The sequence below is a fragment of the Sphaerisporangium krabiense genome (genome assembly GCF_014200435.1).
Classification (GTDB): domain Bacteria; phylum Actinomycetota; class Actinomycetes; order Streptosporangiales; family Streptosporangiaceae; genus Sphaerisporangium; species Sphaerisporangium krabiense.
Map to the genome: position 1 here is coordinate 4,113,830 of NZ_JACHBR010000001.1, position 23,092 is coordinate 4,136,921.

The following is a 23,092-nucleotide window of genomic DNA, read 5'->3' on the forward strand; positions in this document are numbered from 1 at the left end:
GCCGGGGGCTGTGCGCACGCTCATGCGGGTTCTCCTTCGCCGGGTTCCTCGCAGCACAACCGGCTGCCCACGACGGCCAGGTGCGCGGTCATCGCCTCGCGGGCCCGCACGGCCTCGCCCGCGGCGATGGCGTCGTAGATCTCCTGGTGGGCGGCGAGGGTGCGCCGGGTGGCGGTGGGGTTGGTGCCCGTGGCGTAGTGCGCGTGCCGGGACCTGGCCAGGGCCTGGAGGGAGGCGGCGATGGCCGGGTTGCCGCTGGCGGCGCCGAGCGCGGCGTGGAAGCGCACCGACCGCTCGGTGAAGCGCTCGGCCGAGGCCACCGCCTCGCGTGCGGCGTCGAGCGCCTCCTTCAGCGCGCCGAGCCCTTCCGGCGAGCGGCGGAAGGCGGCCAGCTCGGCGGCGGCGGGCTCCAGCGCGTGCTGGGCCTCGATGAGCTGGTGCGGCGTCAGGCCGTCGGCGTGCAGGCGGGCCGACAGGGCGTCGGCGAAGGTCTCGACCCGGGCGGGGACGCCCTCGTCGGCCGGGTCCAGCCGCCGGTAGCCGCCGGACCAGTACAGCAATGGCGTCGCCGTCCCGGAGCCGGCCGCCACCACCTCGCCGATGAGGATCTGGTGGTCGCCGCCGGGCAGGATCGCGTGCAGCCGGGTGTCGAACCAGCTCAGGCAGTCCGCGACGATCGGCGCTCCGGTCGCCTGGGCGACCGTGGGCACGCCGGGGAAGGCGCCCGCGGCCCGGCCGCGGCCGCGGGTGGAGAAGTACTGGGACACCTCGCGCTGGTCGCCGGCGAGCACGCTGACGGCGAAGCACCCGGTCGCGGCCACCTCGTCGAGGAACGGGCTGTAGCCGTTGATCGAGACGGTGACCAGCAGCGGGTTCAGCGACAGGGAGACGAACGAGGTCGCCGTGATGCCGTACAGGTGCTCGCCGTCGCTGGTGGTCACGACGGTGACGCCCGAGGCGAAGCTCCCCGCGGCGCGGCGGAAGTCGTCGGCGAGGCTCATGGCAGTTCCGGCAGGTCGCGCATGCCGTACAGGTCGAGGGTGAGCTCGCCCTCGCGCAGCCGGGCCATGAACGCCTCCTCCTTGGCCACCCGCTCGCGCCCGGCGGCCAGCACGCCGGGGACGACGGCCTCCGGCAGCACGACGATGCCGTCCTCGTCGGCCACCACGAGGTCGCCGGTCCGCACCGGGCGCCCGCGCATCACGATGGGCGCGCCGACGGTGCCCCGCCAGCGCTTGCCGGTGCCGCGGATCGCGATGTGGGTGCCGAAGGCGGGGAAGCCCAGCTCGCGCAATCGCGCGGTGTCGCGGACGCCGCCGTCGATGACCAGCCCGGCGACGCCGCGCGCCTCGGCCGCGACGGCGAGCACCTCGCCCCAGTACCCGAACCGCGCGCCGCCGGCGTCCACGACCAGCACGTCGCCCGGCTCGGCCTCCTCCAGCGCCCAGTGCAGCGGCAGGTTGTCGCCCTCGGCGGCCTGCACGGTCAGCGCCCGGCCCGCCACGCGGGCGCCGGGCCAGACGGGCCGGAAGGCCGGGTCGAGGTCGCAGGGCAGGCCGGAGGCCTCGAACAGGGTGGCCGTCCCCAGCTCCAGCGGCTCGGCGGTCATGGCGTCTCCTTGCGCTGGAGGTTGTGGTAGCCGTGCGCCGCGCGGGCCTCGGCGATGGTCGCGCCGTCCAGGGCCATGCGCAGGATGGCGTCCTCGCGGGCGGCGATGCCCTCCGCGATCTCCAGGACCCGCTCCTCGCAGTCGCGCGGCACGGCGAGCACGCCGTCCTGGTCGCCGAGGATCAGGTCGCCCGGCCGTACCTGCACGCCGCCGATCGTGACCGGCCCCTGCACCTCGGCGACCTCGACGCGGTCCTTGCCGGTGCGCATGAAGCGGCCCCGGCTGTAGACGGGGTAGCCCAGGCCGAGCGCCCGGTGCACGTCGCGGCAGACGCCGTCGATGACCGTCCCCGCCACGCCGCGCGCGTGCGCGACGGCGGTGAGGATGTCGCCCCACACCGTGCAGTCGGCGCGTCCGGCGTTGTCGAGCACGACGACCCCGCCCGGGGGCACGTCGTCGAGGTAGTCGCCGACCGTGCCCGGCGGGTCGCCCGCCGGGACGTAGCGCACGGTGTAGGCGCGCCCGGCCAGCGACCGGCCGGGCCCGAGCGGCGCGATGCCGAGCAGGCTGCCCGGCCGTCCCAGCTTGTCCAGCGCGTCGGAGACGGTGGCGGTGGACAGCGCGGCGAAGCGCTCCTCCAGGGTCATGAGGTCACCTCCGGGGTGATCGTGGGGAACTGGGAGTCGTGCATGACGTCGACGACGCCGCGGCCCGAGCGCACCGCCTCGGCCATGGCGGCCTCGCGCGCGGCGATCCGCCCGGCCAGCTCCAGCACGCGCCCGAGCTCGGCCGCGGGCACGAAGACGACGCCGTTGCGGTCGGCGATCACGTAGTCGCCGCCGCACACCCGCACTCCGCCGATCTGCACGGGGACGTCCATGTCCTCCTGCACGATCCGGCCCCTGGCGCTGACCGTCACCGCCGCGCGGGCGAACAGCGGCAGGTCCAGGGCCTCGCAGTCCTGCACGTCGCGGCAGGCGCCGTCGACGATCACCCCGGCCACGCCGCGCCGCCCGGCGGCCTCGGCCAGCAGGCCGCCCCAGCAGGAGACGTCCGTGCGGCCGTGGTTGTCGATGACGACCACGTCGCCGGGCTCGGCGATCGCGACCAGCGGGGTGGCGATGTGCGTGGCGGGACCGGCGCCGGACCTGGGCGCGGCCTTGACGGTGCGCACCCGGCCGGCCATGACGCGGCCGACCGGCCACATCGGGGCGAGGCCGGTGACCGCGCCGGGCAGGCCGAGGGTGTCCAGGGCGTCGGAGACGGCGCACGCGTCCAGGGCGCGCAGCCGGTCGAGGTCGCTCATCGGGTGCTCTCCCAGGTCACGAAGCCCATGGCGTTGCCGGTGCCGGCCTCGGTGCGGTAGCAGGGCTGGTAGTCGGCGCTCGCGACGCGCAGGCCGGTCTCGGCGGCGATCCCGGCCACGACGATCCAGTTGCGCAGTTCGGAGGTGCCCGAGCGCATCTGCGCGGCGGGCAGCCCGGCGAGGAACGCCTCGTCGCCGTCCTCCAGGGCCTTGAGGAACGCCCGGTCGAGCTCCTCGTCGACGACGAAGTGCGACAGCCCGCCGGAGGCGACGACGCCGACGCGCAGGTCGCCGGGGAAGGTGACGAGGGCGCGGCCGAGCGCCTTGCCGAACTGGAGGCAGCGGCGGGCGGAGGGCGGGTTGGGCTCGTAGAAGGTGTTGACGAACACCGGCACCATCGGCACGGCCGAGGACTCGCCCATGATGCGCTGGTAGACGAACCCGTAGCCGTGCGGGACGCCGTGGTTGCCGTAGCGGCCGGCGGGCAGCGCGCGCGAGGCGGCCACGTCGAAGCCGTCGTCCACGGCCCGCTCGATCAGGTGCCGGGCCAGCGCGGGATGGCAGGGCCGGGTGATCGGCCGGTCCGGCACGTCGCCGAGCGCCGCCTCGGCCAGGCCCGGCTGCATGGCGTCGAGCTGCTCGGCGGTGAAGGGCACGTGCGCGACGTCGTCTCCCCAGTAGACGGCGAAGCCGGGCAGCAGCGCGTCGTCGTAGATCTCCTTGTGGTCGCTGCTGACGATCACGACCACGTCGACCTCGGCGGCGGCCAGGTGCGCGCCGAGCCGGTCCATCGCCGCCTGGCTCGCGTCCCAGCGGCGTTCCTGGACCTCGGGCGCGCACTCGGCGGCGAAGTCGGGCCGCGCGGCGCGCAGCTCGTCGAAGGTGTAGCGGCGGCCGCGGAACTCCAGGGCGGAACTGCGGCGGTCGGCGACGCCGCGCTCGGCCCAGCGCGCGGGCGGCGTCTTGAGCTGGGGGCCGTGCGAGGTGCCGATCGCGGTGACAACGGTTGCCATGAGCGTGCCTCTCAGAGCCGGAACAGCGCGGCGGCGTTCTTGTGGAAGATCGCCTCCCGGTCGGCCTCGGTGAACGAGTCGATGTCGCGGACCAGCAGGTGGATGTCGTCGAACCAGCGGCCGTTCTCCGGGTTGCGCTGCGACCCGGTGCCGGGCTTCTCGGTGCCGAACAGGCAGCGCTCCACTCCGACGACCTTGACCAGCAGCTCGATGGCCTCCTGGGTGTAGAGGCAGGTGTCGAACCACAGGCGGCGCAGCTTGTCGAGGTACGGCGTGCCGCCCGCCCGCACCCCGGACGGCAGGAACCGGCCCACCTGGTAGGGGACGGCCCCGCCGCCGTGCGAGACGACGATCTTCAGGTCGGGGAAGTCCTTGAGCACGTCGGAGGACAGCAGGCTCCAGATCGCGACCGTCTCCTCCTGGATGAAGTGCAGGCTGTACGGCTCGCGGGCGGGCGGGCGGCAGCCGGCCGCGTGGATGAGGGCCGGCACGTCCAGCTCGCACAGCGCCTCGTAGACCGGATACCAGTACCGGTCGCCCAGCGCGGGCGGCACGGCCGTGCCCTCGTGCGGGTCGGGGTTGAGCAGCGCGCCCACGAACCCCAGCTCGGTGACGGTGCGGCGGAGCTCGCCCACCCACTCCTCCGGCTTGAGGTCCGGCGACTGCGGCAGGCCGGCGACGCCGCGGAAGCGGCCGTCGAACAGCTCGCCGGTGCGGTGGATGATGTTGTTGGTCTCCTCGGTGAACCAGCGCACGATCTTGGCGGGCTGCTCGCTGTGCATCATCTGGTACGGGCGCGGGGAGATGAGCTGCACGTCCACCCCGGCGCCGTCGATGTGGTCGAGGTGCGAGACGTCGCCGAAGCTCGGGTGCGGCTCGTGGTGGACCTCGCGGATGCGGTCGTCGCTGATGGCCGGCGCCTTGCCGCCGTGCGCGCCGCGGTGCGAGAGAAGATTGGCCTTCCAGGCGTACAGCTCGTTGGGCGCGGTCACGTGACCGTGCACGTCGATGATCATGATGTCCTCTCGGGTCAGGCGTGCAGCGGGGCGGAGATCAGCTCGGTCAGGCGGGCGTCCACCTCCGAGCGGTCATAGGTGCGCAGCAGGCGCGTGCGGCCCGCGCCCGGGTCGCCCCGGTGCAGGTACTCGTAGAGCTCCTGGCGGCTGCCGAAGCCGTCGCCGACCAGCTCCCACGCCACCCGGAACAGCCGGGCCTTGCGGTCCACGTCGATGTCGTGGCCGCGCATGTACTTCTCCAGGAACGGCCGCAGCTCGGGGGCGGCCAGGTCGGCCTCGGTGGGCTGCATGATGAGCCCCGACGCGCCGATGCGGCGCACCAGCTCCACCACCCGGGCCGAGACGTCGGCCGACCAGAAGCCCAGGCCGTAGCTGGGGGCCGGGGCCAGCAGCCCGCCGGGGGTGGTCACGGCCGACGCCTCGGCGCCGGCGATGCCGAGCCGCAGCGTCTCGGCGTAGGAGATCAGCTCGCCCACGTTCTCCTGGATGCCGCGGAAGGCGTTGACGCCGATGCTCTCGGCCAGCATGGCGGCCACGGAGACGAACAGCCTGAGCCGCTCGTGGAAGCGGATGTGCGTGCTCTGCATGCTCCAGGCGTTGAGCCGGCTCAGCCCCTTGACGGCCAGCAGGTTGTTCTCCAGCAGGAACAGCCGCTCCCAGGGGATCTCCACGTCGTCGAAGAACAGCATGGCGTCCTGCTCGTCGAAGCGACGGCCGAGCGGGTGGCTGTGCCCGTTGCCGCGCTCGCCCAGCGGCTCGCGGCAGAGGATCTTCAGGCCCTTGGCGTTCATCGGCAGCGCGAACCACAGCACGAACTCCTCCGCGCCGCGCATCGCGGTGACCGCGTTGAGGTAGACGAGCACCTCGTGCGAGAACGGGGCCAGCGTGGCGAGCTGCTTGGCGCCGCGGATCACCACGCCGCGCTCGTTCTTCTCCACCACCCGCAGCGCCAGGTCCGGGTCGTCGAGGGGGCTGGCGCTCCGGTCGATCTGAGGGTCGCCGAGGGCGTGGGTGAGCACCAGGTCGTGCTCCATGGCGTAGCGGTGGTAGTTGACGGCGTTGGCGCCGAACCCCTCGCGCTCCCGCTCCAGCTCCTCGTGGTAGTCGTACAGGCCGACCACGACGTTGGCCATGAAGTCGGGGGAGCGGCCGAGCTGGCCGAGGCTCTCCCGCATCCACCACTCCGAGGCGGCGAACTTGGCCCGCAGCTCCTCGCGGGTGCGCGGCAGCGCGTAGGAGCGGCTGACCGGGTTGCCGGTCTCCGGCGAGAGGAAGGTGTTCAGCTCGCGGTCGGCCTCGCTCTCGATGCGCAGGTCGAAGAGGCGGGCGAACTCGTCCACCACGCCGCGGAAGGCGGGGTGCTCGGCGACGTTGGCCACCCGCTCCCCGGCCAGCCAGACCTCGCGCCCGTCGTCCAGGCTCGCGCGGTAACGCTCTCCGGTCATCACGCCGAGCGCGTTGCTGATGTCCATATGGTCCCCCTTGTGAATGCGGTGTCGTCGGTCAGGTAAGTGCGGTGCGGGAGTATCCGGCGACGGCCTGGTAGCCCTCGCCGATGCTCCTGATCTCCTCCGGCGTGATCACGTCCTCGATCCGCTCGAACGGACGGTCGCCGGTGCGCTCGTAGACCTCGCGCAGCAGCGCGTCGGGCGGGTTGGCCCGGTTGGTGAGCACCACCCGGGAGGTGGCGGGCACCCGTTCGGCCTCGTAGGCGCGCAGCGCCCGGCACGGGTCCCCCGCGGCCAGGCGCTCGGCCAGCACCCGGGCGTCGAGGATGGCCTGGGCGGCGCCGTTGGAGCCGCGCGGCACCATCGGGTGCGCCGCGTCGCCGAGCAGCGTGACCCGGCCCTCGCCCCAGTGCGGCAGCGGGTCCTGGTCCACCATCGGGTACTCCAGCACCTCGTCGGCCGCCCGGATCATGGCGGGCACGTCGAGCCAGTCGAAGCGCCAGTCCTCGAACGGCCCGATGAAGTCCTCGACCAGGCCGGGACGGTTCCAGTCGCGGACGTCGCGGATCGGGCCCTCGACCTCGGCCACCCAGTTGACGAGCTGGTCGCCGCGCTCGTTCACCCGGTCGCGGATCGGATAGATCACCATCTTCCCGGTGGCCAGCCAGCCCGCGCGCACCATGCTGGCCCCGGTGAGGAAGCGCGGCCACACGGTGGTGCCGCGCCACATCATGTAGCCCGTGTAGCGCGGGGCGGCGCCGGCGTGGAACTGCGCGCGCACGACCGAGTGGACGCCGTCCGCGGCCACGACCACGTCGCCGCGCACCGTGGAGGCCGAGCCGTCGGGGTGCCGGACGTGCGCGGTGGCCGAGCGGTCGTCCTGGGTGACGTGGGTGGCCCGGTGGCCGAGCAGCACCGCGTCCGGGCCGAGCCGCTCGTGGACGGCGGCCAGCAGCACCTGCTGCAGGTCGCCCCGGTGGACGGAGAACTGCGGCCAGTCGTACCCGGCGTGGCGGCCGGCGGGCTCGCGGGCGATGAGCTGGCCGAAGCGGTTGAAGAAGGCCGACTCGCGCGTGGTGACGGCGACCTCGGCCAGCGCCGGCTCCAGGCCGAGCCCGGCCAGGTTGCGGGTGGCGTGCGGCAGCAGGTTGATGCCCACGCCGAGCGCGGCCAGGCGCGGCACGGCCTCCAGGACGACGCACTCGATCCCGGCCCGGTGCAGTTCGAGCGCCAGGGTCAGTCCTCCGATCCCTGCGCCGAGCACCACGGCCCTGGTCTTGGTCGCCATCTGCGGCTCTCTCCTTTCTGGTGGCCACGCGGCGGGCCGCGCCGTTTCCGGGCAGCACCGCATGGCCCGGCGGCGCGGGGCGCCCGCGGGAAGTGGTGGTGGTGTGCTCAGGCGGTCCTGAGCAGCGCCTTGAGCGCGGTGCCGCCGTCCATCGCGGCGTAGCCGTCGGCCACGTCGTCCAGGTCGAGCACCAGGTCGACGAGCGGCGAGGGATCCAGGCGGCCCGCCGCGACGTCCTCGATGAGACCGGGCAGGTAGTGCCGGGCCGGGGCGACGCCACCGGCCAGGCGGAGCTGCTTGCCGAACAGCCGCATCGGGGCGATCTCCCGCACGCCGTGCGGCACGCCGACGAAGCCGACCGAGGCGGCGGGCCCGGCGACGGCGAGCGCGGTGTCGAAGGCGGCCTGCATGCCGACGCACTCCACGACCCGCTGCGGGGATCGCCCGCCGAGCGCGTCGCGCACCCGCTCGGCCACGTCCTCCTCGTCCCGCGAGACGTGCAGCGTGGCGGCCCCGGCCGCCTCGGCCACCTTGAGCCGCCGCGGCTGCTCGCCGAGCAGCAGCACCTCGGCGGCCCCGGCGCGGCGGGCCGCCATCGCCGCGGAGATGCCCACCGCGCCGTCGCCGATCACCGCCACCAGGTCGCCGGGCTCGACCCCGGCCAGCGTGACGCCGTGCGTGCCGGTCGCGAACACGTCGCACAGCGGGATCAGCCGCCGCGCCAGCTCGTCGTCCAGCTCCCCGGCGCCGTACGGCAGGGGGACGAGCGTGGCGTCCGCGTACGGCACCCGGATCCGCTGCGCCTGCGCGCCCGCCCAGTCCTTGCCCCAGATGCCGGCCCGCGCGCACAGCGGTTGCAGCCCGCGCCGGCACTCGGCGCAGTCGCCCTCGGCGAACAGGAACGGGGCGATCACCGCGTCCCCCGGCCGTACCCCGGTGACCCCGGATCCGACCTCGCGCACCGTGCCGAGGAACTCGTGCCCGATGCCGCCCTCGCCGTGCGGGACGAGCCCGCGGAAGCTCCACAGGTCGGAGCCGCAGATGCCCGCGTAGGCGATGTCCACGATCGCGTCGCCGGGGTCGGCCGGCCGGGGCTCGGGCACCTCCCGGACGCCCATGGTCCCCGGCGCGCTCAGCCAAGCCGTCCGCATGACCGTCGCCCCCTCAGCCCGCGTGCACGGTGGTCGGCAGCGCGTCGAGGCCGCGGATGAGCTGGTTCAGGCGCCGCCGCGGCGTGCCCACCTCGAAGCGGGCCACCCGCCGGGCCAGCGCGGCGAGCACGGAGTGCCCTTCCAGGCGGGCCAGGCCCTGGCCGGCGCAGCCGTGCATGCCGTACCCGAAGGCGAGGTGGTCCACGGGGTTGCGCCGCACGTCGAAACGCTCGGGATCGTCCCACTTGCGCTCGTCGCGGTTGGCGGAGGCGTAGAGCATCATGACCCGCGAGCCCTCGGCCAGGGTCTGGCCGTCCAGCTCGACGTCGCGGGTGGCGACGCGGCAGAAGAACTGCAGCGGGGACTCGATGCGCAGCACCTCGTTCAGCGCGGCGGGGATCAGCGACGGGTCCTGGCGCACCAGGTCCCACTGCTCGGGGTGCTCGGCGAAGTAGTAGACGGCGTTGCTGATCGCGTTGATGGTGGTGTCCAGGCCCGCGGTGACGTAGGCCGACATCAGCGGCACGCACGACTCCTGCTTGATCAGGCCCTGCGCGGCGGCGTCGTAGATGGCGCGGCCCATGCTGCCGGGGGTGAGCGCGCCGGGCTCGATGCCGGACAGGTAGGCGAGCTGGTCCTGCAGCAGCGGGAAGGCGGCGTCGGTGCGGGGTCCGGGCGGGCCGCTGGCGGAGAACGCCGCGTCGGCCCAGCCGAGCACCTTGTCACGGCCGTCCTGCGGCAGGCCGATCAGGTCCAGCACGATCATGATCGGGAAGGCGCGGGCCAGGTCGGCCACCGCGTCGAAGGAACCGCGCTCGACCAGCGGGGCGACCAGCTCGTCGGCGCGGCGCTCGATGTCGGCGCGCAGGTCCCTGAGGGCCTTCGGCGACAGGCGGGCGGCCAGGACGTTGCGCAGCGTGTCGTGCTCGGGCGGGTCGGTGGCGATGATCATGCCCTGGGTGGCGGCGTTGGCCAGGTCGTTCAGGCCGATGCCGCGGGCGGAGCTGAAGGACTCCCAGTCGCCGAGCGCGCCGCGCACGTCGGCGTAGCGGCCCATCGCCCAGGCGCCGTAGCGGGGGAGGTGGACGGCGGGCGCGGTGTCCCGGATCCGCCGGTAGAGGGGGAACGGGTCGGTGAGCGCGGCGTCGCTGAACAGGTCGAGGTCGAGGGCGGGGCCCTCCGCGAGGCTGGTCATCCTGTGGTCCTTTCGGGGACGGGGGCGGCCGCGAGCTTGCGCAGCTTGACCACGGGCATGCGGTGGTTGACGGTGGCGGCGGCGACGGTCGCGCCGTCGCGGGTCCACTGGAGCAGGGCGCTGCCCTCCTCCATCGAGCCGGTGACGACGTGGGTCTCGCAGCCGGGGAGGATCCGGCCGCAGATCTTGATGTCGAGGCCCCACTGCTCGGTCCAGTAGTAGGGCGAGGGACGGTACTCGGGCGCCTCGTCCCCTTTGAGCAGGGCGAGCGCGGCGGCCCTCGCCTGGTCGATGGCGCTGCCCCAGTGCGGCGAGCGGCGCGGCAGATCGGTGTGGTCGCTGACGCGGGTGACGACGTCGCCGGCGGCGACGACGCCCGGGGCCACCCGGCAGCGCTCGTCGACCAGCAGCCCGCCTGGCCCGCCGAGGCCGGAACCGGCCAGCCACTCCACGTTCGGCAGGTCGCCGGCCGCGGTGACGATCACGTCCGCCTCCAGCGGGGCGCCGTCGCCGGTGAGGACGGCGGTGGCGGGCGTGCCCGCGAGCCGCACGCCGTCAGGGGCGTGGACCAGCCGCACGCCGGCGGCGAGCGCCGCCCGCGTCATGTGCCCGGCCAGGAAGGCGCCGAACTGGCGGACCAGGGGAGGGTCCCGGTCCACGACCGTGACGTCCAGGCCGAGGCCCCGGGCGGTGGAGGCGATCTCCATGCCGAGGAAGCCGCCGCCGACGATCACGACCGAGCGCGCGGTGGTGAGGCTCTCGCGCAGGCGCAGCGCGTCGTCCAGGTCGCGCACCACCAGCTCGCCCGCCTCGGGCGGACCGAGCCGGCGGGCCCGGGCGCCGGAGGCCACCACCAGGCCGTCGTAGGGCAGCTCCTCGCCGCCCTCCAGCAGCACCCGGCGGCGGCCGAGGTCCAGGCCGCGCGCCCGCGTCTTCGGGCGGAAGTCCAGGTCGGCGCGCAGCGGCGCCATGAACACCGAGTCGACGCTCTCGGTGCCCTTGAGCATCCCCTTGGACAGGGGCGGGCGGACGTACGGGGCGTGCCGCTCGTCGCTCACGATGGTGATCGGGCCGTCGTGACCCTGCTGCCGCAGCGCGTCGGCGGCGGTGACGGCGGCGATGGAGCCGCCGACGATGACGACGTCGCGCATCACGGCGCCAGCTTGAGCGCGGCGACCGGGCACACCCGCACGGCGGCCTCGGCGTCGGCGCGCTCGTCCTGTCCGACCTGCTCCGTCAGAACCGTCAGCTCGCCCTCGTCGTCCAGCTCCAGCAGGTGGGGGGCGGCCTCGGCGCAGAACCCGTAACCCTCGCAGCGGGCCTCGTCGACGATGATCCTCATGTCAGCACCTCTCTTCGGCGTTCGGCGGTCAGACGGGGTAGGCGTGCGGCGTGGACCGTGCGGTCACCCACTGCCAGTAGGTGAACTCGTCCAGGTTCCAGTGGCCGCCGTAGCGGCCGCCGTTGCCCGAGGCCCCCATGCCGCCCATGGGGACGTGCGCGGCGTCGTTGATGGTCTGGCCGTTGACGTGCACCATCCCGGTGCGCAGCCGGTCGGCCAGCGCGAGCCCGCGCGCCATGTCCCGGGTGTGGACGGCCGCGGACAGCCCGTAGGAGGTGCGGTTCGCCAGCTCGGCGGCCTCCTCGTCCGAGCCGAACCGGGTCACCGGGATCACGGGGCCGAAGATCTCCTCGGTGAAGGCGGGCGAGCCCGGGTCGACCCGGTCCAGCACGGTCGGGCTGTAGAACGGCCCCTCCTGTGTGCCGCCCGCGCCCACCACGGCGCCCGCCTCGACGGCGGCGGTCACGATCGCGTGCACGCGCCCGGCCTGGCGGGCGTCGATCAGCGGGCCCACCCGCACCTCGGGGCGCTTCGGGTCGCCCATGACCAGCGAGCGGGCGTGCTCGGTCAGGCGCGCGACGTACTCGTCGGCGATCCGCTCGTGCACGAGGTGGCGGCCGGTCGCCATGCAGATCTGGCCCTGGTGCAGCAGCGACCCCCAGGCCGCGTTGTTCACCGCGGCGTCCAGGTCGGCGTCGTCGAGGACGATGAGCGCGTTGTTGCCGCCGAGCTCCAGCACCACCCGCTTGAGCAGGCCGCCCGCCAGCTCGCCGACCCGCCGGCCGGTCGCCGACGAGCCGGTGAAGGAGATCACCGAGGTGTGCGGCGAGCGCACCACGGCCTCGCCGGTCGCCGGGCCGCCGGGCAGCACGTGCAGCAGGCCGTCCGGGAGCCCGGCGGCCTCGAAGACGCGGGCCAGCGCGACGCCGCCGCTCAGCGCGGTCTTCACGTCCGGCTTCAGCAGGACGCCGTTGCCCAGCACCAGCGCGGGGGCGACCGAGCGGATGGCCAGCATCAGCGGCGCGTTCCACGGCGCGATCACGCCGACCACGCCGACCGGCACCCGCCTGGCCATGCTCAGCACGGCCGGGTCGTCGTGCGGGAGCAACTGGCCGTAGGGCTGGTCGGCCAACTCGGCGGCGGCGCGCAGCTCGTCCTGGGCCTTGGTGATCTCCTGCTCGGCCTTGGCGCGGATGCAACCGGTCTCGCGGATCATCATCGCGACGATGTCCGCCCGCATCCCCTCCAGGGCCTGACCGGCCCGCGCCATGACGGCGGAGCGCTCCCGGAAGGAGGCGCCGGCCCACGCCCGCTGGGCCTCGGCCGCGACCGCGCCCGCCCGTTCGACGTCGGCCTCGTCGGCCAGCGCGATCTCGCCGATGCGCTCGCCGGTCGCGACCTCCAGCACGGGGGCGGTCCCGCCGCCACCGGGACGCCATCCACCGGAGTAGAGCAGGGCGGAGGCGGACGCGAAATCGCAGCCGCTCGCAGGGACGCCTTGGCTCACAGAAACGCTCCAATCACGCGGATCTTCCCACGTCAAAACCGGATTAACGATGCGTTTCCCGGAGGTTAAGCGCTCCCTTGTCACCACCGCATCGCTACAGGTGGACTAATCTCCAGGACAGGTTTCAGACACCGTGTCGGAAAGGGGTCACCCGTGCCCATCGACCACCTCCTTCCACCACCCGCCCCCCGGCCCGCCACGGGCGTCGACGGCACGTCCGGCCACGGGCGCCGCGCGTGAGCGCGGACACCGGCTCCCATCGGGCGGGCCGGAGGCGGACATGAGCGTCGACGACCTGGTCCAGACCCTCGCCGAGCAGCTCGGGGGCCCGGTGGTGCTCTACGACGACGATCTCGGCCTGGTCGCGTTCAGCGTGCACGGCGACGAGGTGGACGCCGCCCGGCGCTCGGTGATCCTCTCCCGCCGTGCCAGCGCCCGCGCCCGCGAGATGATCGCCGCGCACCAGGTGCGGCGGGCGCACGCCCCGGTACGGCTCCCTCCGCACGACGGCACGCCCGCCCGCGTCGTCTACCCGATCCGGCTCGGACGTCACGTGGTGGGATACGCCTCCTACATCGACCACCACCCGGACGGAGAGCTGCCCGCGCACCACGTCGGCGCGCTGCGCGACGCCGAGCCCGAGCTCGCGGCCCTGCTGGAGCTGCGCGGCCTGGAGCGCCGCCGGGACTCCGACGAGTCACGGCGGCTGCTCGCCGAGCTGCTCTCACCCGACGCGGCGGCGCGCGAACGGGCCGGTGAGGAGCTGATCGCCCACGGCCTGCTCAGCTCCGCGGCCCGCTACGCCGTGATGGTCTTCCGCTCGGTGCCGGCCGCCGCGGGCGCGGGGCAGGCCACCAGGGACGCGCGCGCCGGGACGCCGGCCGGGCGTCTGGCCGGGGTGCCGGTTCCCGCGCAGGACGCGGCGCGGCCGGCCGGGGGCACGCGGCTGGCGATCGAGCAGGCCATGTCGGTGATCGTGCGCTCGACCTCGCTCAAGGGCTGCGGCGCCGTCCTCGGCGAGGAGGGGGTGCTCGTCATTCCCCGCCCGGTCAACAGGGAGCGGCTCGCGAGCCTGCTCGCCCTTCCCGGGCTGGAGGCCGTGCGCGGCGGCGGGGGCGGCCCCCGTGACGAGCCGGCCCAGGCGCACGAGTCGTACCGCGAGGCGGTCATGGCCTGCCGCGTCGCGATGGCCGACCCCGCGCGCCACGGCCCCTCGGCCCACTGGGACGATCTGGGCCTGGACCGGCTGCTGATCCAGCTTCCCCTGTCCGGCCTGACGGCGGGCGACCTGCCGCCGACGGTGCGCCGGCTGCTGGAGGCGCCGTCCGGCGCCAAGCTGGCCGACACCCTGGAGGCGTACCTCGACAGCGGCGCCGACGCCCAGGCGACCGCCCGCGCCCTGCTCATCCACCGCAGCACGCTGTACTACCGTCTCGGGCGCATCCACGAGCTCACGCGGGCGGACCTGTCCGACGGCCGGGTGCGCACCGAACTCCACACCGCCCTGCGCGTGGCGACCCTGTCCGGCCTCCGCCCGTCCTGAGACGCCCACCACGACGGCGTACCGGTTCACCGCCGTACCGGTCGGCGGCGGCTGCGGCGTCTGGCGGCTGATTTCCTGCAAACCTAGTAGGAAATGTTGACTTTAGGGCGTGTGCGGCTTAATTTCTGACTATGAGCCAGGGCCCTTTTCTGACCCGGTGTCACTCAGTGGACTTCTGTCACGTCGCCAGCGCGCAGTGTCGTTGATCGCGGGTCTCTAGCCGTTCCTCGACCACCACGGAGGAGCCGCGGCCCTCGTCGGGCTTCTCCCCCTTCTCCCAGCGTGGCCGATCGCGCCCACGTCGTCCCCTAGGAACCTTCTTCCGGCATGCCCCCGCCCCGCGGCATGGCGTGGCGCGAGCATGCCCGCTTTCATCGTGAGGACCAATCCCGTGATCAGAATCAGACACGTCGCGCTGTCCGTCCTGCTGGCGGGCTCGCTCGTCGCGTGCGGCCGGGCCTCGGGCTCCTCGGGCGCCGACGAGGCCGTCGAGCTGCGCTACCAGGGCAGCGTCGGCGCCGTCACGCCCGCGGAGCTGGCCGCCGACCTCGGCTATCTCGGCCCCCTCAAGCTCAAATGGGTCGGCAACACCATCAGCGGCCCGCAGGACATCCAGTCGGTCGCCACCGACCAGACCGACTTCGGCGGCGCGTTCAACGGCGCGGTGGCCAAGCTCGTCGCGAGCGGCGCGCCGATCAAGGCGGTGATCAGCTACTACGGCTCCGACGAGCACACCGCGCAGAACTACTACGTGCTGGACGGCAGCCCGATCAAGGGGCCGCGCGACCTGATCGGCAAGAAGGTGGGCGTCAACACGCTCGGCGCGCACATGGAGGCCGTGCTCAAGGAGTACCTCAAGCGGGGCGGGCTCACCCCCGAGGAGATCAAGCAGGTCGAGCTGCTCGTGGTGCCGCCGGTCAACGCCGAGCAGTCGCTGCGGGCCCGGCAGATCGACGTGGCCGTGCTCGGCACCATCCTGCGCGACAAGGCGCTGGAGCGCGGCGGCATCCACCCGCTGTTCAAGGACACCGACCTGTTCGGCGAGTTCAACGCCGGCTCCTACGTGTTCCGCGAACGGTTCGTCGCCGAGCACCCCGCCGCCGTGCGGACCTTCGTGCAGGGCGTCGGCAAGGCGATCGACTGGTCGCGCGACACTCCGCGCGAGCAGGTGGTGGCGCGGCTCAAGGCGATCATCGCCAAGCGGGGCCGCAACGAGGACCACGACACGATCGGCTACTGGAAGAGCTACGGCGTCTCCTCCAAGGGAGGGCGGATCGCCGAGCGGGAGTTCGCGACCTGGATCGACTGGCTGGTGGCGGAGGGCGAGCTCAAGCCCGGCCAGGTGAAGCCGGGGGACGCCTACACCAACGAGTACAACGGGAGCGCCTCGTGACCGCCGCCGTGGAGACGGGGACCCGTGCCAAGATCGGGCTCCGGGACGTGGGCAAGGTCTTCCGGGTGCGGGGCACGGACCGGCCGTTCGCCGCGATCTCCGGCGTGGACCTGGACATCCGCGAAGGGGAGTTCCTCACCCTGGTCGGCCCGAGCGGGTGCGGCAAGTCGACGCTGCTCGACCTCATCGGCGGCCTCACCTCGCCGAGCTCGGGAGAGGTACTCCTGGACGGCGCCCCGGTCGGCGGGCCGGGCCTGGACCGGGGCATCGTCTTCCAGCAGTACGCGCTGTTCCCGTGGCGCACCGCGCTCGCCAACATCGCGTTCGGGCTGGAGGCCAAGGGAGTGCCGCGCCGGGAACGCGCGGACCGGGCGCGGCACTACCTGGACCTGGTCGGCCTGGACGGCTTCGGCGACCGGTACCCGCACGAGCTGTCGGGCGGGATGCGCCAGCGGGTCGCCATCGCGCGCAGCCTCGCGTTCGACCCCGACGTGCTGCTGATGGACGAGCCGTTCGCCGCGCTGGACGCGCAGACCCGCGAGTCCCTCCAGGAAGAGCTGCTGCACATCTGGGAGAAGACCCGCAAGACGGTCGTCTTCATCACGCACGGCATCGACGAGGCCGTCTACCTCGGCCAGCGCGTGGCGGTCATGACCGCGCGGCCCGGGCGCATCAAGCAGATCATCGACATCACGTTCGACTCGCGGGCGGGCGACCTGCGCGCCGACCCGCGGTTCGGCGAGTACCGGCACCGGATCTGGACGCTGCTGCGCGACGAGGTCGCCGCCGCCCAGCGCGAGGAGAGGAGCTCCGTTGACTGACCTCGATTCCGTGGCCGCGCCCCTGGGGACCCGGCCCCCCGCGTCTCGCGGGAACGGAAGGACAACGGACGTCCCCGCCGCCGCGCCGCCGGAGTCGCGTGAAGGGACGACGGACGCCGCGGACCTTCACGAGGTCGCCGCGTCGCGGTGGGGGAGGACGGGCGCGTGGTTCGCGTCCGCGGCCAAGCGGTCGGCGGCGCTCGTCGTGCTGGTGGCGCTGTGGGAGTTCCTGCCCCGCAGCGGGCTGGTGGACCGGGTGTTCGTGCCGCCGCTGTCGGAGGACCTGGCCGCCTGGTACGAACTGCTGCGGAACGGCCAGCTCGTCGAGCACCTGCAGGCGTCCCTGGTCCGCTCGCTGGCGGGCTTCGGCCTGGCGATCGCGCTCGCGATCCCCCTCGGCCTGGCCATCGGCTGGTACCGCCCGGTCGCCGAGCTGCTCAACCCGGTGCTGGAAGTGTTCCGCAACACCTCGCCGGTCGCGCTGCTGCCGGTGTTCGCGCTGATCCTCGGCATCGGCGAGACCAACAAGATCGTGTTCGTGCTGTACGCCTGCTCGTGGCCGATCCTGCTCAACACCATCGGCGGGGTCAGGACGGTCGAGCCGCTGCTGATCAAGTCCGCCCGGTCGATGGGCCTCGGCCCGCTGCGCCTGTTCCAGAAGGTGATCCTGCCGGCCGCCGTGCCGACCATCTTCACGGGCGTGCGGCTCGCCGGGGCGTACTCGATCCTCGTGCTGCTGTTCGCCGAGATGGTGGGGGCCAAGGCCGGCCTCGGCTACCTCATCCAGGCGTCGCAGTCCAACTTCCGCATCACCGACATGTACGCAGGCATCATCACCATCTCCGCGCTCGGCCTGGCGTTCAACCAGGTTCTCGTCGTGGTCGAGCGCCGCTTCTCCACCTGGAGGACCACCTGATGTCCCCGCTGTCTTCGCGCAGACTGCACCTGAACGCGTTCCTCATGGGCGTCGGCCATCACGAGGCCGCCTGGCGGCACCCGCGCGCCGACCCCTCCCGCCTCACCGACGTCCGGCACTACCAGAACCTCGCGCGGATCGCCGAGCGCGGCAGGCTGGACTCGGTGTTCTTCGCCGACGGCCTCGCCCTGTGGGGCAACGTCGGCTACAACGCCCTGGGCGCTCCGGAGCCGCTGACGCTGCTGGCGGCGATCGCCACCGCGACCGAGCACATCGGCCTGATCGCGACGGTGTCCACCACCTACAACGAGCCCTTCCACGTGGCGCGCAAGTTCGCCTCCCTGGACCACATCAGCAAGGGCCGCGCGGGCTGGAACATCGTCACCTCCGCCGGGGAGGCCGAGGCGCGCAACTTCGGCATCGAACGGCCCGCGCACGCCGACCGCTACGCCAGGGCCACCGAGTTCCTCGACGTGGTCACCAAGCTGTGGGACAGCTGGGAGGACGACGCGATCCTCGCCGACCGCGGCACGGGCGCCTACGCCGACACCGCCAGGATCCATCCCGTCGAGCACGCCGGAGAGCACTTCCTGGTGCGCGGCCCGCTGAACATCTCCCGCCCGCCGCAGGGCCGTCCCCTGCTGGTGCAGGCCGGGTCCTCCGAGGACGGCAAGGAGTTCGCCGCGCGCCACGCCGAGGCCGTGTTCACCGCGCAGCAGACCCTGCGCGAGGGCCAGGACTTCTACGCCGACCTCAAGGGCCGCCTCGCCCGGTACGGCAGGACCCCCGGCGAGCTGCTGATCCTGCCCGGGATCTCGCCGATCATCGGCGCCACCGAGCGGGAGGCGCTGGCCCTGGAGAAGGAACTGGAGGACCTGACCAACCCCGAGTACGGCCTCGCGCAGCTCTCCAACATCCTCGGCGTGGACCTGTCCGGCCTGCCGCTGGACGGCCCGCTGCCCGAGATCGCCGAGACCACCGAGGGCCAGCAGAGCCGTCAGCGGCTGGTGCTCGACCTGGCCCGCCGCGAAGGCCTCACGATCCGGCAGGTGCTTGGACGCCTCGCCGGCGGGCGCGGCCACCGCGTCGTCGCCGGGACGCCCGAGCAGATCGCCGGCCAGATCGAGGAGTGGTTCCGCGACGGCGCCGCGGACGGTTTCAACGTCATGCCGCCGATCCTGCCGGGCGGCCTGGAGGACTTCGTCGACCACGTGGTGCCGATCCTGCAGGGCAAGGGCCTGTTCCGTATGGAGTACGAGGGCCGTACCCTCCGCGAGAACTATGGGCTGGCCAGGCCCGCCTCGCGCTACGCCGCGAGCCGGGTCGAGACCCGCGACGCGGCCGTGGCCTCCTGAGATCCGGACGATCGTGGCCGCGCGTCGCGGCCACGATCGTCCGGCGGTCAGTCGTAGGACTCGGCCGCGGCGCGCAGGGCGGCCAGCACCTCTCTGGGGTCGTACCCGGCCGGCGCGCCCGGCGTGTAGGTCACCGAGATGAGGTCGCCGCCGTAGGGGAAGGGCCCGTGGCGCTCGTACAGCGGCCAGGAGACCGGGGAACGGCGGTCGATCCCGACGTCGATGCCCTCCACGGGCGCCAGCCCGAGGAGCATCCGCACCGCGCCGAGCCGCCCGGCCGGGGCGCCGTCCAGCTCCAGGGCCAGGTCCCAGCGGTATCCGGGCAGCGCGGCGGCGACCAGCGACACCGTGTGCGCGCCGGGCGGCAGGGCCTGGCCGGCCAGCGTGGTCAGCTCGCCGTACTCGTTGTAGGCCAGGTGCAGGTGGCCGTCCTCGACGTAGAGCGCGTAGCCGCCGCCCTGGTCGCCGTGCGCGACGAGCACGCCCTGGTCACCCGGGCCCTGGGTGAGCCGCACGTCCACCCGGAAGTCGCGGAAGGTGATGAGCTGGGAGGCGCGGTAGCGCTCCAGGGTCGGGGTGCCGGCCAGCAGCGTGACCGGCTCGTGGAAGGAGCGCTCCGCGGGCGGCCGGGCCGTCCACAGGTAGCCGGTGCCGTCGTCGAGCGGGAACACCTTGTTCTCCAGCGCGGCCCGCTCCCACGCCTGCGCCAGCTCGGCGACCAGCTCGGGCCGCTCGGAGGCGAGGTCGTGGGTCTCGGTCGGGTCGGTGCGCAGGTCGTACAGCTCCCACGGGTCCTCCTCGTGCGGGCGGCCGTGGCGGTGCAGGGTGACCAGCTTCCAGCCGTCGCGGTAGAAGGCGCGGTTCCCGGTCATCTCCGCGTACTGCTCCGGGTGCGTGCTCGGCGCGGCGGGGTCGTCCAGCGCGTCGGCGAACGAGGCGCCGTCCAGCGCGGTGGCGGGCACGCCCCGCACGGTCTCGGGGCGGACGACCCCGGCCAGGTCCAGCAGCGTCGGCAGCAGGTCGGTCACGTACTGGTAGCGGTCCCGCACCCCGGCCGTGGCCGTCCGCGACGGCCAGGACAGCAGGAACGGCACGCGCACGCCGCCGGCGTGGGTGCTGCCCTTGTAGAGCCGGAACGGGGTGTTGGAGGCCATGCCCCAGCCGCGGGGGTAGTGGACCATCGTCTGGGGCCCGCCGATCAGCTCCAGGTCGCGCGGCACGTCGGGGCCCCAGTCGCCGGGCAGGTCCACGTTGTGCACGAACTGCTTGAAGTAGGACCGGGTGCCGCGTACGCCGCCCTCTCCGCTGCCGCCGTTGTCGGAGGTGAAGACGACGATGGTGTCGTCGAGCTCGCCGTACTGCTCGATCACGGCGAGCAGGCGGCCCAGGTTCTGGTCCACGCTGTCCACCATGGCGGCGTAGACCTCCTGGTAGCGGGCGAACAGCAGCCGCTCGTCCTCCGGCAGCGCGTCCCAGGCGGTGACGTCGAGGAACTGCTCGGAGTTGCGCGGGGGTAGCGCGGTCCCCTCGGGGAACAGCCCGGCCGCGACCTGGCGGGCGAAGCGCTCCTCGCGCAGGGCGTCCCACCCCTTGGTGTACTTGCCGCGATATTTGGCGATATCGGAGGGCTTGGCCATCAGTGGCCCATGGACCGCGGAGTGGGCCAGGTAGAGGAAGTACGGCTTGCGCGCGTCGTGCGCGCGCAAGGACTTGATCATCGAGATGGCCTGGTCGGTCAGGTCGTCCGTCAGGTAGTAGCCCTCGGGATAGGCGTCCACCTCGACGACCGAGTTGTCCCGGACGAGGCGGTGCGGATGGTGCAGGCTGGTCAGGCCCTCCAGAAAGCCGTAGAACCGGTCGAAACCCTTCTGCGTGGGCCACGACGACCGGGGCGCGCCGTCGTTCATCGTCGCGTCCTTGGTCAGATGCCACTTGCCCACCGCGAAGGTGGCGTAGCCCGCGCCGCGCAGGATCTCCGGCAGCGTGGGCACGTCGTCGGCGATCTCGAAGGTGTAGCCGGGGAACCCGGGGTCGGCGTTGGCGACGAAGGCGTACCCGGCCCGGTGGTGGTTCAGGCCGGTCAGCAGGGACGCGCGGGACGGCGAGCACAGCGGCGTCGTGTGGTAGTTGGTGAACCGCAGGCCGCGCGCCGCCAGGCCGTCCAGCGCAGGCGTCTCGATCTCCGAGCCGAACGGCCCGATGTCGGCGAAGCCCATGTCGTCCAGGAGCACGACCACGATGTTCGGCGCGCCCCGCGGCGGCCGGACCGGCGTGGGCCACCACGGGGTGGAGTCGGCGACCGTACGGCCGACATGTCCGGGAACGCTCACATCTGTCTCCTCTCACGCGAACCGCCCCGGCCGCGTGACGGCCGGGGCGGTGTGGCGCGGTCGTCAGGCGGCGAGGCGCGAGTAGGACGAGGCGTCGCCGGTCAGAACGGTGCTCGGCCGGCTGTCCACCCCGACGGGGACGTCCCCCGCGATCGTCACCCGGTGCAGGCGGCGAGGCAAGTCGCCGAAGTCGTGCACCACCCGGTGCTGGGTGGCGCGGTTGTCCCAGATCGCCACGTCGCCCGGGGCCCAGTGCCAGCGCACCGTGTTCTCGACCTGGGTGACGTGGTCCTGGATGAGCCGGATGATCGCCGCCGACGTCTCGGCCGACAGGCCCACCACCCGCTTGGCGAAGTCGCCGAGCAGGATCGAGCGCTCCCCGGTCTCCGGGTGCACCCGCACCACGGGGTGCTCGGTCTCGAAGGCGACGGCGGAGAACACCTCCGCGTACTTCCGCGCCACGTCCGGGTTGTCGGACGTGGCGACGCGCGCGTAGTCGAACTGGTTGGTGTGGATCGCGCGCAGCCGGTCGACGAGGTCGCGCAGCTCGACCGGCAGGTGCTCGTAGGCGGCCACCGTGTTGGCCCACAGCGTGTCCCCGCCCGCGGGCGGCACCACGACGGCCCGCAGCACCGAGGCCAGCGGCGGCCGGTCCACGAAGGTCACGTCGGTGTGCCAGCGGTCGACCTTCTGCCCGTGGCTGTAGTCCAGGTCGAGGATGTGGGGGTTCTGGTCGAGGGAGGGAACGGTCGGGTGCGCGGTGGTCGGCTCCCCGAGCAGCCGCGCGAAGGCGACCTGCCCGCCTTCGTCCAGATGGTCCTGGCCGCGCAGAAAGACGACCTTGTACCGGAGCAGCGCCGCGCGAACCTCCGCGACGACCTCCGGCTCCAGATCGCCACCGAGACGGACACCGGAGATCTCGGCGCCTATCCGGCCGGCGACGGGCGTGATGTCGACAGATGACCTAGATGACATGGTTCGGCTCCTTCCGAAGGGATGTGGTCGAGGGTCGGAAGGGACGACAGAGCGCACTGGCCACGCGGCAGAAATCCACGTGACCCCGAATGGTCAGAACCGTGGCCGTCACGCCTCCAAGGTAGGAGAGCGGAGCCTGATTATCAATACAACCGGTAGGGAATAAGGGTTTTTCTTGCTCGGCCGCCGTGCGGGGCGCTGCGCGGTGTCCCACAAGGTGCCCGGCAGGCCTGGACGGAGGGCGCTGCGCCCCTTCGAAGTGCTGTGGGAGGCCGTGTCTGAGTCCACCGGTTCGACTGTCCGGCGGCATACGGACTCCGCGCCGTTCTCGCCGGGGCGAGGGGCGCCATCGGCAGGACCGGCGTCCAACCTGCCCGCGTGCATGGCGGTGGGGACGGTGGCGTCACCTACGGTTCGCCCGGTCGCGTGGAAATCCCGGAGCATGGTGAGAAGTCCACCCGCAGGCTTGGGCATTCCGCCGTTGCGGCTGTCGATGTCGACAAGACGCGATACCGCCTATTCATCGATGGACCCGACGCCTCGAATCCGAGTCGGCCGGGAGGGATGTTCTCAGGCGCCGCCGGATCTCGTTGGAATAACGATATTCGCCCCCTCTGGGGCTTTGCGGCTCTGTGAGTTATTGGCAGAGACTCCACGTTTACGGCAGAGGTGGCCTGGATTCTGTCGCCTGTCAAGTCGATATTCACTGGAAAAGTTCCCTCGGATGCTCTTGTAGTGGACCCCTTGAGGGTGTACATAGACCTTCCATTCCAACACATACTCGCGCTTGTACCGCTCGGGGTGGGCGGAGATGTCTGACTGCTCGTGACGGCCGCATACCTGTAGGTGATGTGACCGAGGTCACCATTGAATTGACTGAGCGT

At 73.0% G+C, this 23,092-nt stretch carries 20 protein-coding genes; 5 read left to right on the top strand and 15 right to left on the bottom strand.

Translation table 11 applies throughout. The annotated features are described in order from the left end of the window. Positions 1-20 precede the first annotated feature (20 nt). The 13 genes from BJ981_RS18240 to BJ981_RS18300 form a co-directional block, all read right to left on the bottom strand. Positions 21-1,001 carry a flavin reductase gene (locus tag BJ981_RS18240; RefSeq protein ID WP_184612523.1) on the bottom strand — a complete coding sequence of 327 codons (981 nt, stop codon included), beginning with the start codon at positions 999-1,001 and terminating at the stop codon, positions 21-23. Further along, positions 998-1,609 carry a 4-carboxy-4-hydroxy-2-oxoadipate aldolase/oxaloacetate decarboxylase gene (locus tag BJ981_RS18245; RefSeq protein WP_184612524.1) on the bottom strand — a complete coding sequence of 204 codons (612 nt, stop codon included), beginning with the start codon at positions 1,607-1,609 and terminating at the stop codon, positions 998-1,000. Before BJ981_RS18245 ends, BJ981_RS18240 begins: the two co-directional genes overlap by 4 nt. Next, positions 1,606-2,256 carry an RraA family protein gene (locus tag BJ981_RS18250; protein WP_184612525.1) on the bottom strand — a complete coding sequence of 217 codons (651 nt, stop codon included), beginning with the start codon at positions 2,254-2,256 and terminating at the stop codon, positions 1,606-1,608. The genes BJ981_RS18245 and BJ981_RS18250 overlap by 4 nt, the downstream gene beginning before the upstream one ends. Beyond that, on the bottom strand, positions 2,253-2,915 hold the full coding sequence (locus BJ981_RS18255; RefSeq protein WP_184612526.1) for an RraA family protein: 663 nt from the start codon (positions 2,913-2,915) through the stop codon (positions 2,253-2,255). The genes BJ981_RS18250 and BJ981_RS18255 overlap by 4 nt, the downstream gene beginning before the upstream one ends. Further along, positions 2,912-3,928 carry a DODA-type extradiol aromatic ring-opening family dioxygenase gene (locus BJ981_RS18260; RefSeq protein WP_184612527.1) on the bottom strand — a complete coding sequence of 339 codons (1,017 nt, stop codon included), beginning with the start codon at positions 3,926-3,928 and terminating at the stop codon, positions 2,912-2,914. Before BJ981_RS18260 ends, BJ981_RS18255 begins: the two co-directional genes overlap by 4 nt. A gap of 11 nt (positions 3,929-3,939) precedes the next feature. Continuing rightward, on the bottom strand, positions 3,940-4,944 hold the full coding sequence (locus BJ981_RS18265) for an amidohydrolase family protein (protein WP_184612528.1): 1,005 nt from the start codon (positions 4,942-4,944) through the stop codon (positions 3,940-3,942). A 14-nt stretch (positions 4,945-4,958) separates the two neighbouring features. Beyond that, entirely contained in the window at positions 4,959-6,416 is a 1,458-nt protein-coding gene (locus tag BJ981_RS18270) for a 4-hydroxyphenylacetate 3-hydroxylase family protein (protein WP_184612529.1), read from the bottom strand. 31 nt (positions 6,417-6,447) lie between these two features. Continuing rightward, complete coding sequence (locus tag BJ981_RS18275; RefSeq protein ID WP_184612530.1) at positions 6,448-7,680, bottom strand: flavin-dependent oxidoreductase; 1,233 nt, start codon at positions 7,678-7,680, stop codon at positions 6,448-6,450. A 107-nt stretch (positions 7,681-7,787) separates the two neighbouring features. Then, positions 7,788-8,831, bottom strand: coding sequence for an alcohol dehydrogenase catalytic domain-containing protein (locus tag BJ981_RS18280; protein WP_184612531.1), 1,044 nt, complete (start codon positions 8,829-8,831; stop codon positions 7,788-7,790). A gap of 13 nt (positions 8,832-8,844) precedes the next feature. Then, a complete protein-coding gene (locus tag BJ981_RS18285) occupies positions 8,845-10,026 on the bottom strand; it encodes a cytochrome P450 (protein ID WP_184612532.1) in 1,182 nt (393 codons plus the stop codon). Then, the gene (locus tag BJ981_RS18290) at positions 10,023-11,177 is read right to left on the bottom strand and encodes an NAD(P)/FAD-dependent oxidoreductase (protein ID WP_184616218.1); all 1,155 of its coding nucleotides are present in this window, start codon (positions 11,175-11,177) and stop codon (positions 10,023-10,025) included. Before BJ981_RS18290 ends, BJ981_RS18285 begins: the two co-directional genes overlap by 4 nt. After that, a complete protein-coding gene (locus tag BJ981_RS18295; protein WP_184612533.1) occupies positions 11,177-11,368 on the bottom strand; it encodes a ferredoxin in 192 nt (63 codons plus the stop codon). Before BJ981_RS18295 ends, BJ981_RS18290 begins: the two co-directional genes overlap by 1 nt. A 28-nt stretch (positions 11,369-11,396) precedes the next feature. After that, positions 11,397-12,875: an aldehyde dehydrogenase family protein gene (locus tag BJ981_RS18300; RefSeq protein ID WP_239139214.1), complete on the bottom strand. Its 1,479-nt coding sequence runs from the start codon at positions 12,873-12,875 to the stop codon at positions 11,397-11,399. 280 nt (positions 12,876-13,155) lie between these two features. Here BJ981_RS18300 and BJ981_RS18305 point away from each other — a divergent pair, with 280 nt between their 5' ends. The 5 genes from BJ981_RS18305 to BJ981_RS18325 all read left to right on the top strand — a co-directional run bounded on the left by BJ981_RS18305 (position 13,156) and on the right by BJ981_RS18325 (position 18,903). Beyond that, positions 13,156-14,418: a PucR family transcriptional regulator gene (locus tag BJ981_RS18305; protein WP_184612534.1), complete on the top strand. Its 1,263-nt coding sequence runs from the start codon at positions 13,156-13,158 to the stop codon at positions 14,416-14,418. A 391-nt stretch (positions 14,419-14,809) separates the two neighbouring features. Further along, positions 14,810-15,811, top strand: a complete 1,002-nt coding sequence (locus tag BJ981_RS18310; protein ID WP_204070232.1) for an ABC transporter substrate-binding protein — start codon at positions 14,810-14,812, stop codon at positions 15,809-15,811. After that, entirely contained in the window at positions 15,808-16,632 is an 825-nt protein-coding gene (locus BJ981_RS18315) for an ABC transporter ATP-binding protein (protein ID WP_239139215.1), read from the top strand. Before BJ981_RS18310 ends, BJ981_RS18315 begins: the two co-directional genes overlap by 4 nt. Next, a complete protein-coding gene (locus tag BJ981_RS18320; RefSeq protein WP_239139216.1) occupies positions 16,625-17,548 on the top strand; it encodes an ABC transporter permease in 924 nt (307 codons plus the stop codon). The genes BJ981_RS18315 and BJ981_RS18320 overlap by 8 nt, the downstream gene beginning before the upstream one ends. Next, entirely contained in the window at positions 17,548-18,903 is a 1,356-nt protein-coding gene (locus BJ981_RS18325) for an LLM class flavin-dependent oxidoreductase (protein WP_184612536.1), read from the top strand. Before BJ981_RS18320 ends, BJ981_RS18325 begins: the two co-directional genes overlap by 1 nt. A 47-nt stretch (positions 18,904-18,950) precedes the next feature. On the opposite strand, the gene BJ981_RS18330 is transcribed toward BJ981_RS18325, so the two are convergent. Then, complete coding sequence (locus BJ981_RS18330; RefSeq protein WP_184612537.1) at positions 18,951-21,233, bottom strand: arylsulfatase; 2,283 nt, start codon at positions 21,231-21,233, stop codon at positions 18,951-18,953. A 63-nt stretch (positions 21,234-21,296) separates the two neighbouring features. Beyond that, positions 21,297-22,208 (bottom strand): TauD/TfdA dioxygenase family protein, encoded by a 912-nt coding sequence (locus BJ981_RS18335; protein WP_184612538.1) that lies wholly within the window; start codon positions 22,206-22,208, stop codon positions 21,297-21,299. Positions 22,209-23,092 lie beyond the last annotated feature (884 nt).

Bases quoted from the DNA above. Each gene is read 5' to 3' on its own strand.
- BJ981_RS18325 (WP_184612536.1), top strand. From the start codon at position 17,548: ATGTCCCCGCTGTCTTCGCGCAGACTGCACCTGAACGCGTTCCTCATG.
- BJ981_RS18240 (WP_184612523.1), bottom strand. From the start codon at position 1,001: ATGAGCCTCGCCGACGACTTCCGCCGCGCCGCGGGGAGCTTCGCCTCG.
- BJ981_RS18265 (WP_184612528.1), bottom strand. From the start codon at position 4,944: ATGATCATCGACGTGCACGGTCACGTGACCGCGCCCAACGAGCTGTAC.
- BJ981_RS18290 (WP_184616218.1), bottom strand. From the start codon at position 11,177: ATGCGCGACGTCGTCATCGTCGGCGGCTCCATCGCCGCCGTCACCGCC.
- BJ981_RS18275 (WP_184612530.1), bottom strand. From the start codon at position 7,680: ATGGCGACCAAGACCAGGGCCGTGGTGCTCGGCGCAGGGATCGGAGGA.
- BJ981_RS18250 (WP_184612525.1), bottom strand. From the start codon at position 2,256: ATGACCCTGGAGGAGCGCTTCGCCGCGCTGTCCACCGCCACCGTCTCC.
- BJ981_RS18280 (WP_184612531.1), bottom strand. From the start codon at position 8,831: ATGCGGACGGCTTGGCTGAGCGCGCCGGGGACCATGGGCGTCCGGGAG.
- BJ981_RS18335 (WP_184612538.1), bottom strand. From the start codon at position 22,208: ATGTCATCTAGGTCATCTGTCGACATCACGCCCGTCGCCGGCCGGATA.
- BJ981_RS18260 (WP_184612527.1), bottom strand. From the start codon at position 3,928: ATGGCAACCGTTGTCACCGCGATCGGCACCTCGCACGGCCCCCAGCTC.
- BJ981_RS18245 (WP_184612524.1), bottom strand. From the start codon at position 1,609: ATGACCGCCGAGCCGCTGGAGCTGGGGACGGCCACCCTGTTCGAGGCC.
- BJ981_RS18285 (WP_184612532.1), bottom strand. From the start codon at position 10,026: ATGACCAGCCTCGCGGAGGGCCCCGCCCTCGACCTCGACCTGTTCAGC.
- BJ981_RS18295 (WP_184612533.1), bottom strand. From the start codon at position 11,368: ATGAGGATCATCGTCGACGAGGCCCGCTGCGAGGGTTACGGGTTCTGC.
- BJ981_RS18305 (WP_184612534.1), top strand. From the start codon at position 13,156: ATGAGCGTCGACGACCTGGTCCAGACCCTCGCCGAGCAGCTCGGGGGC.
- BJ981_RS18270 (WP_184612529.1), bottom strand. From the start codon at position 6,416: ATGGACATCAGCAACGCGCTCGGCGTGATGACCGGAGAGCGTTACCGC.
- BJ981_RS18255 (WP_184612526.1), bottom strand. From the start codon at position 2,915: ATGAGCGACCTCGACCGGCTGCGCGCCCTGGACGCGTGCGCCGTCTCC.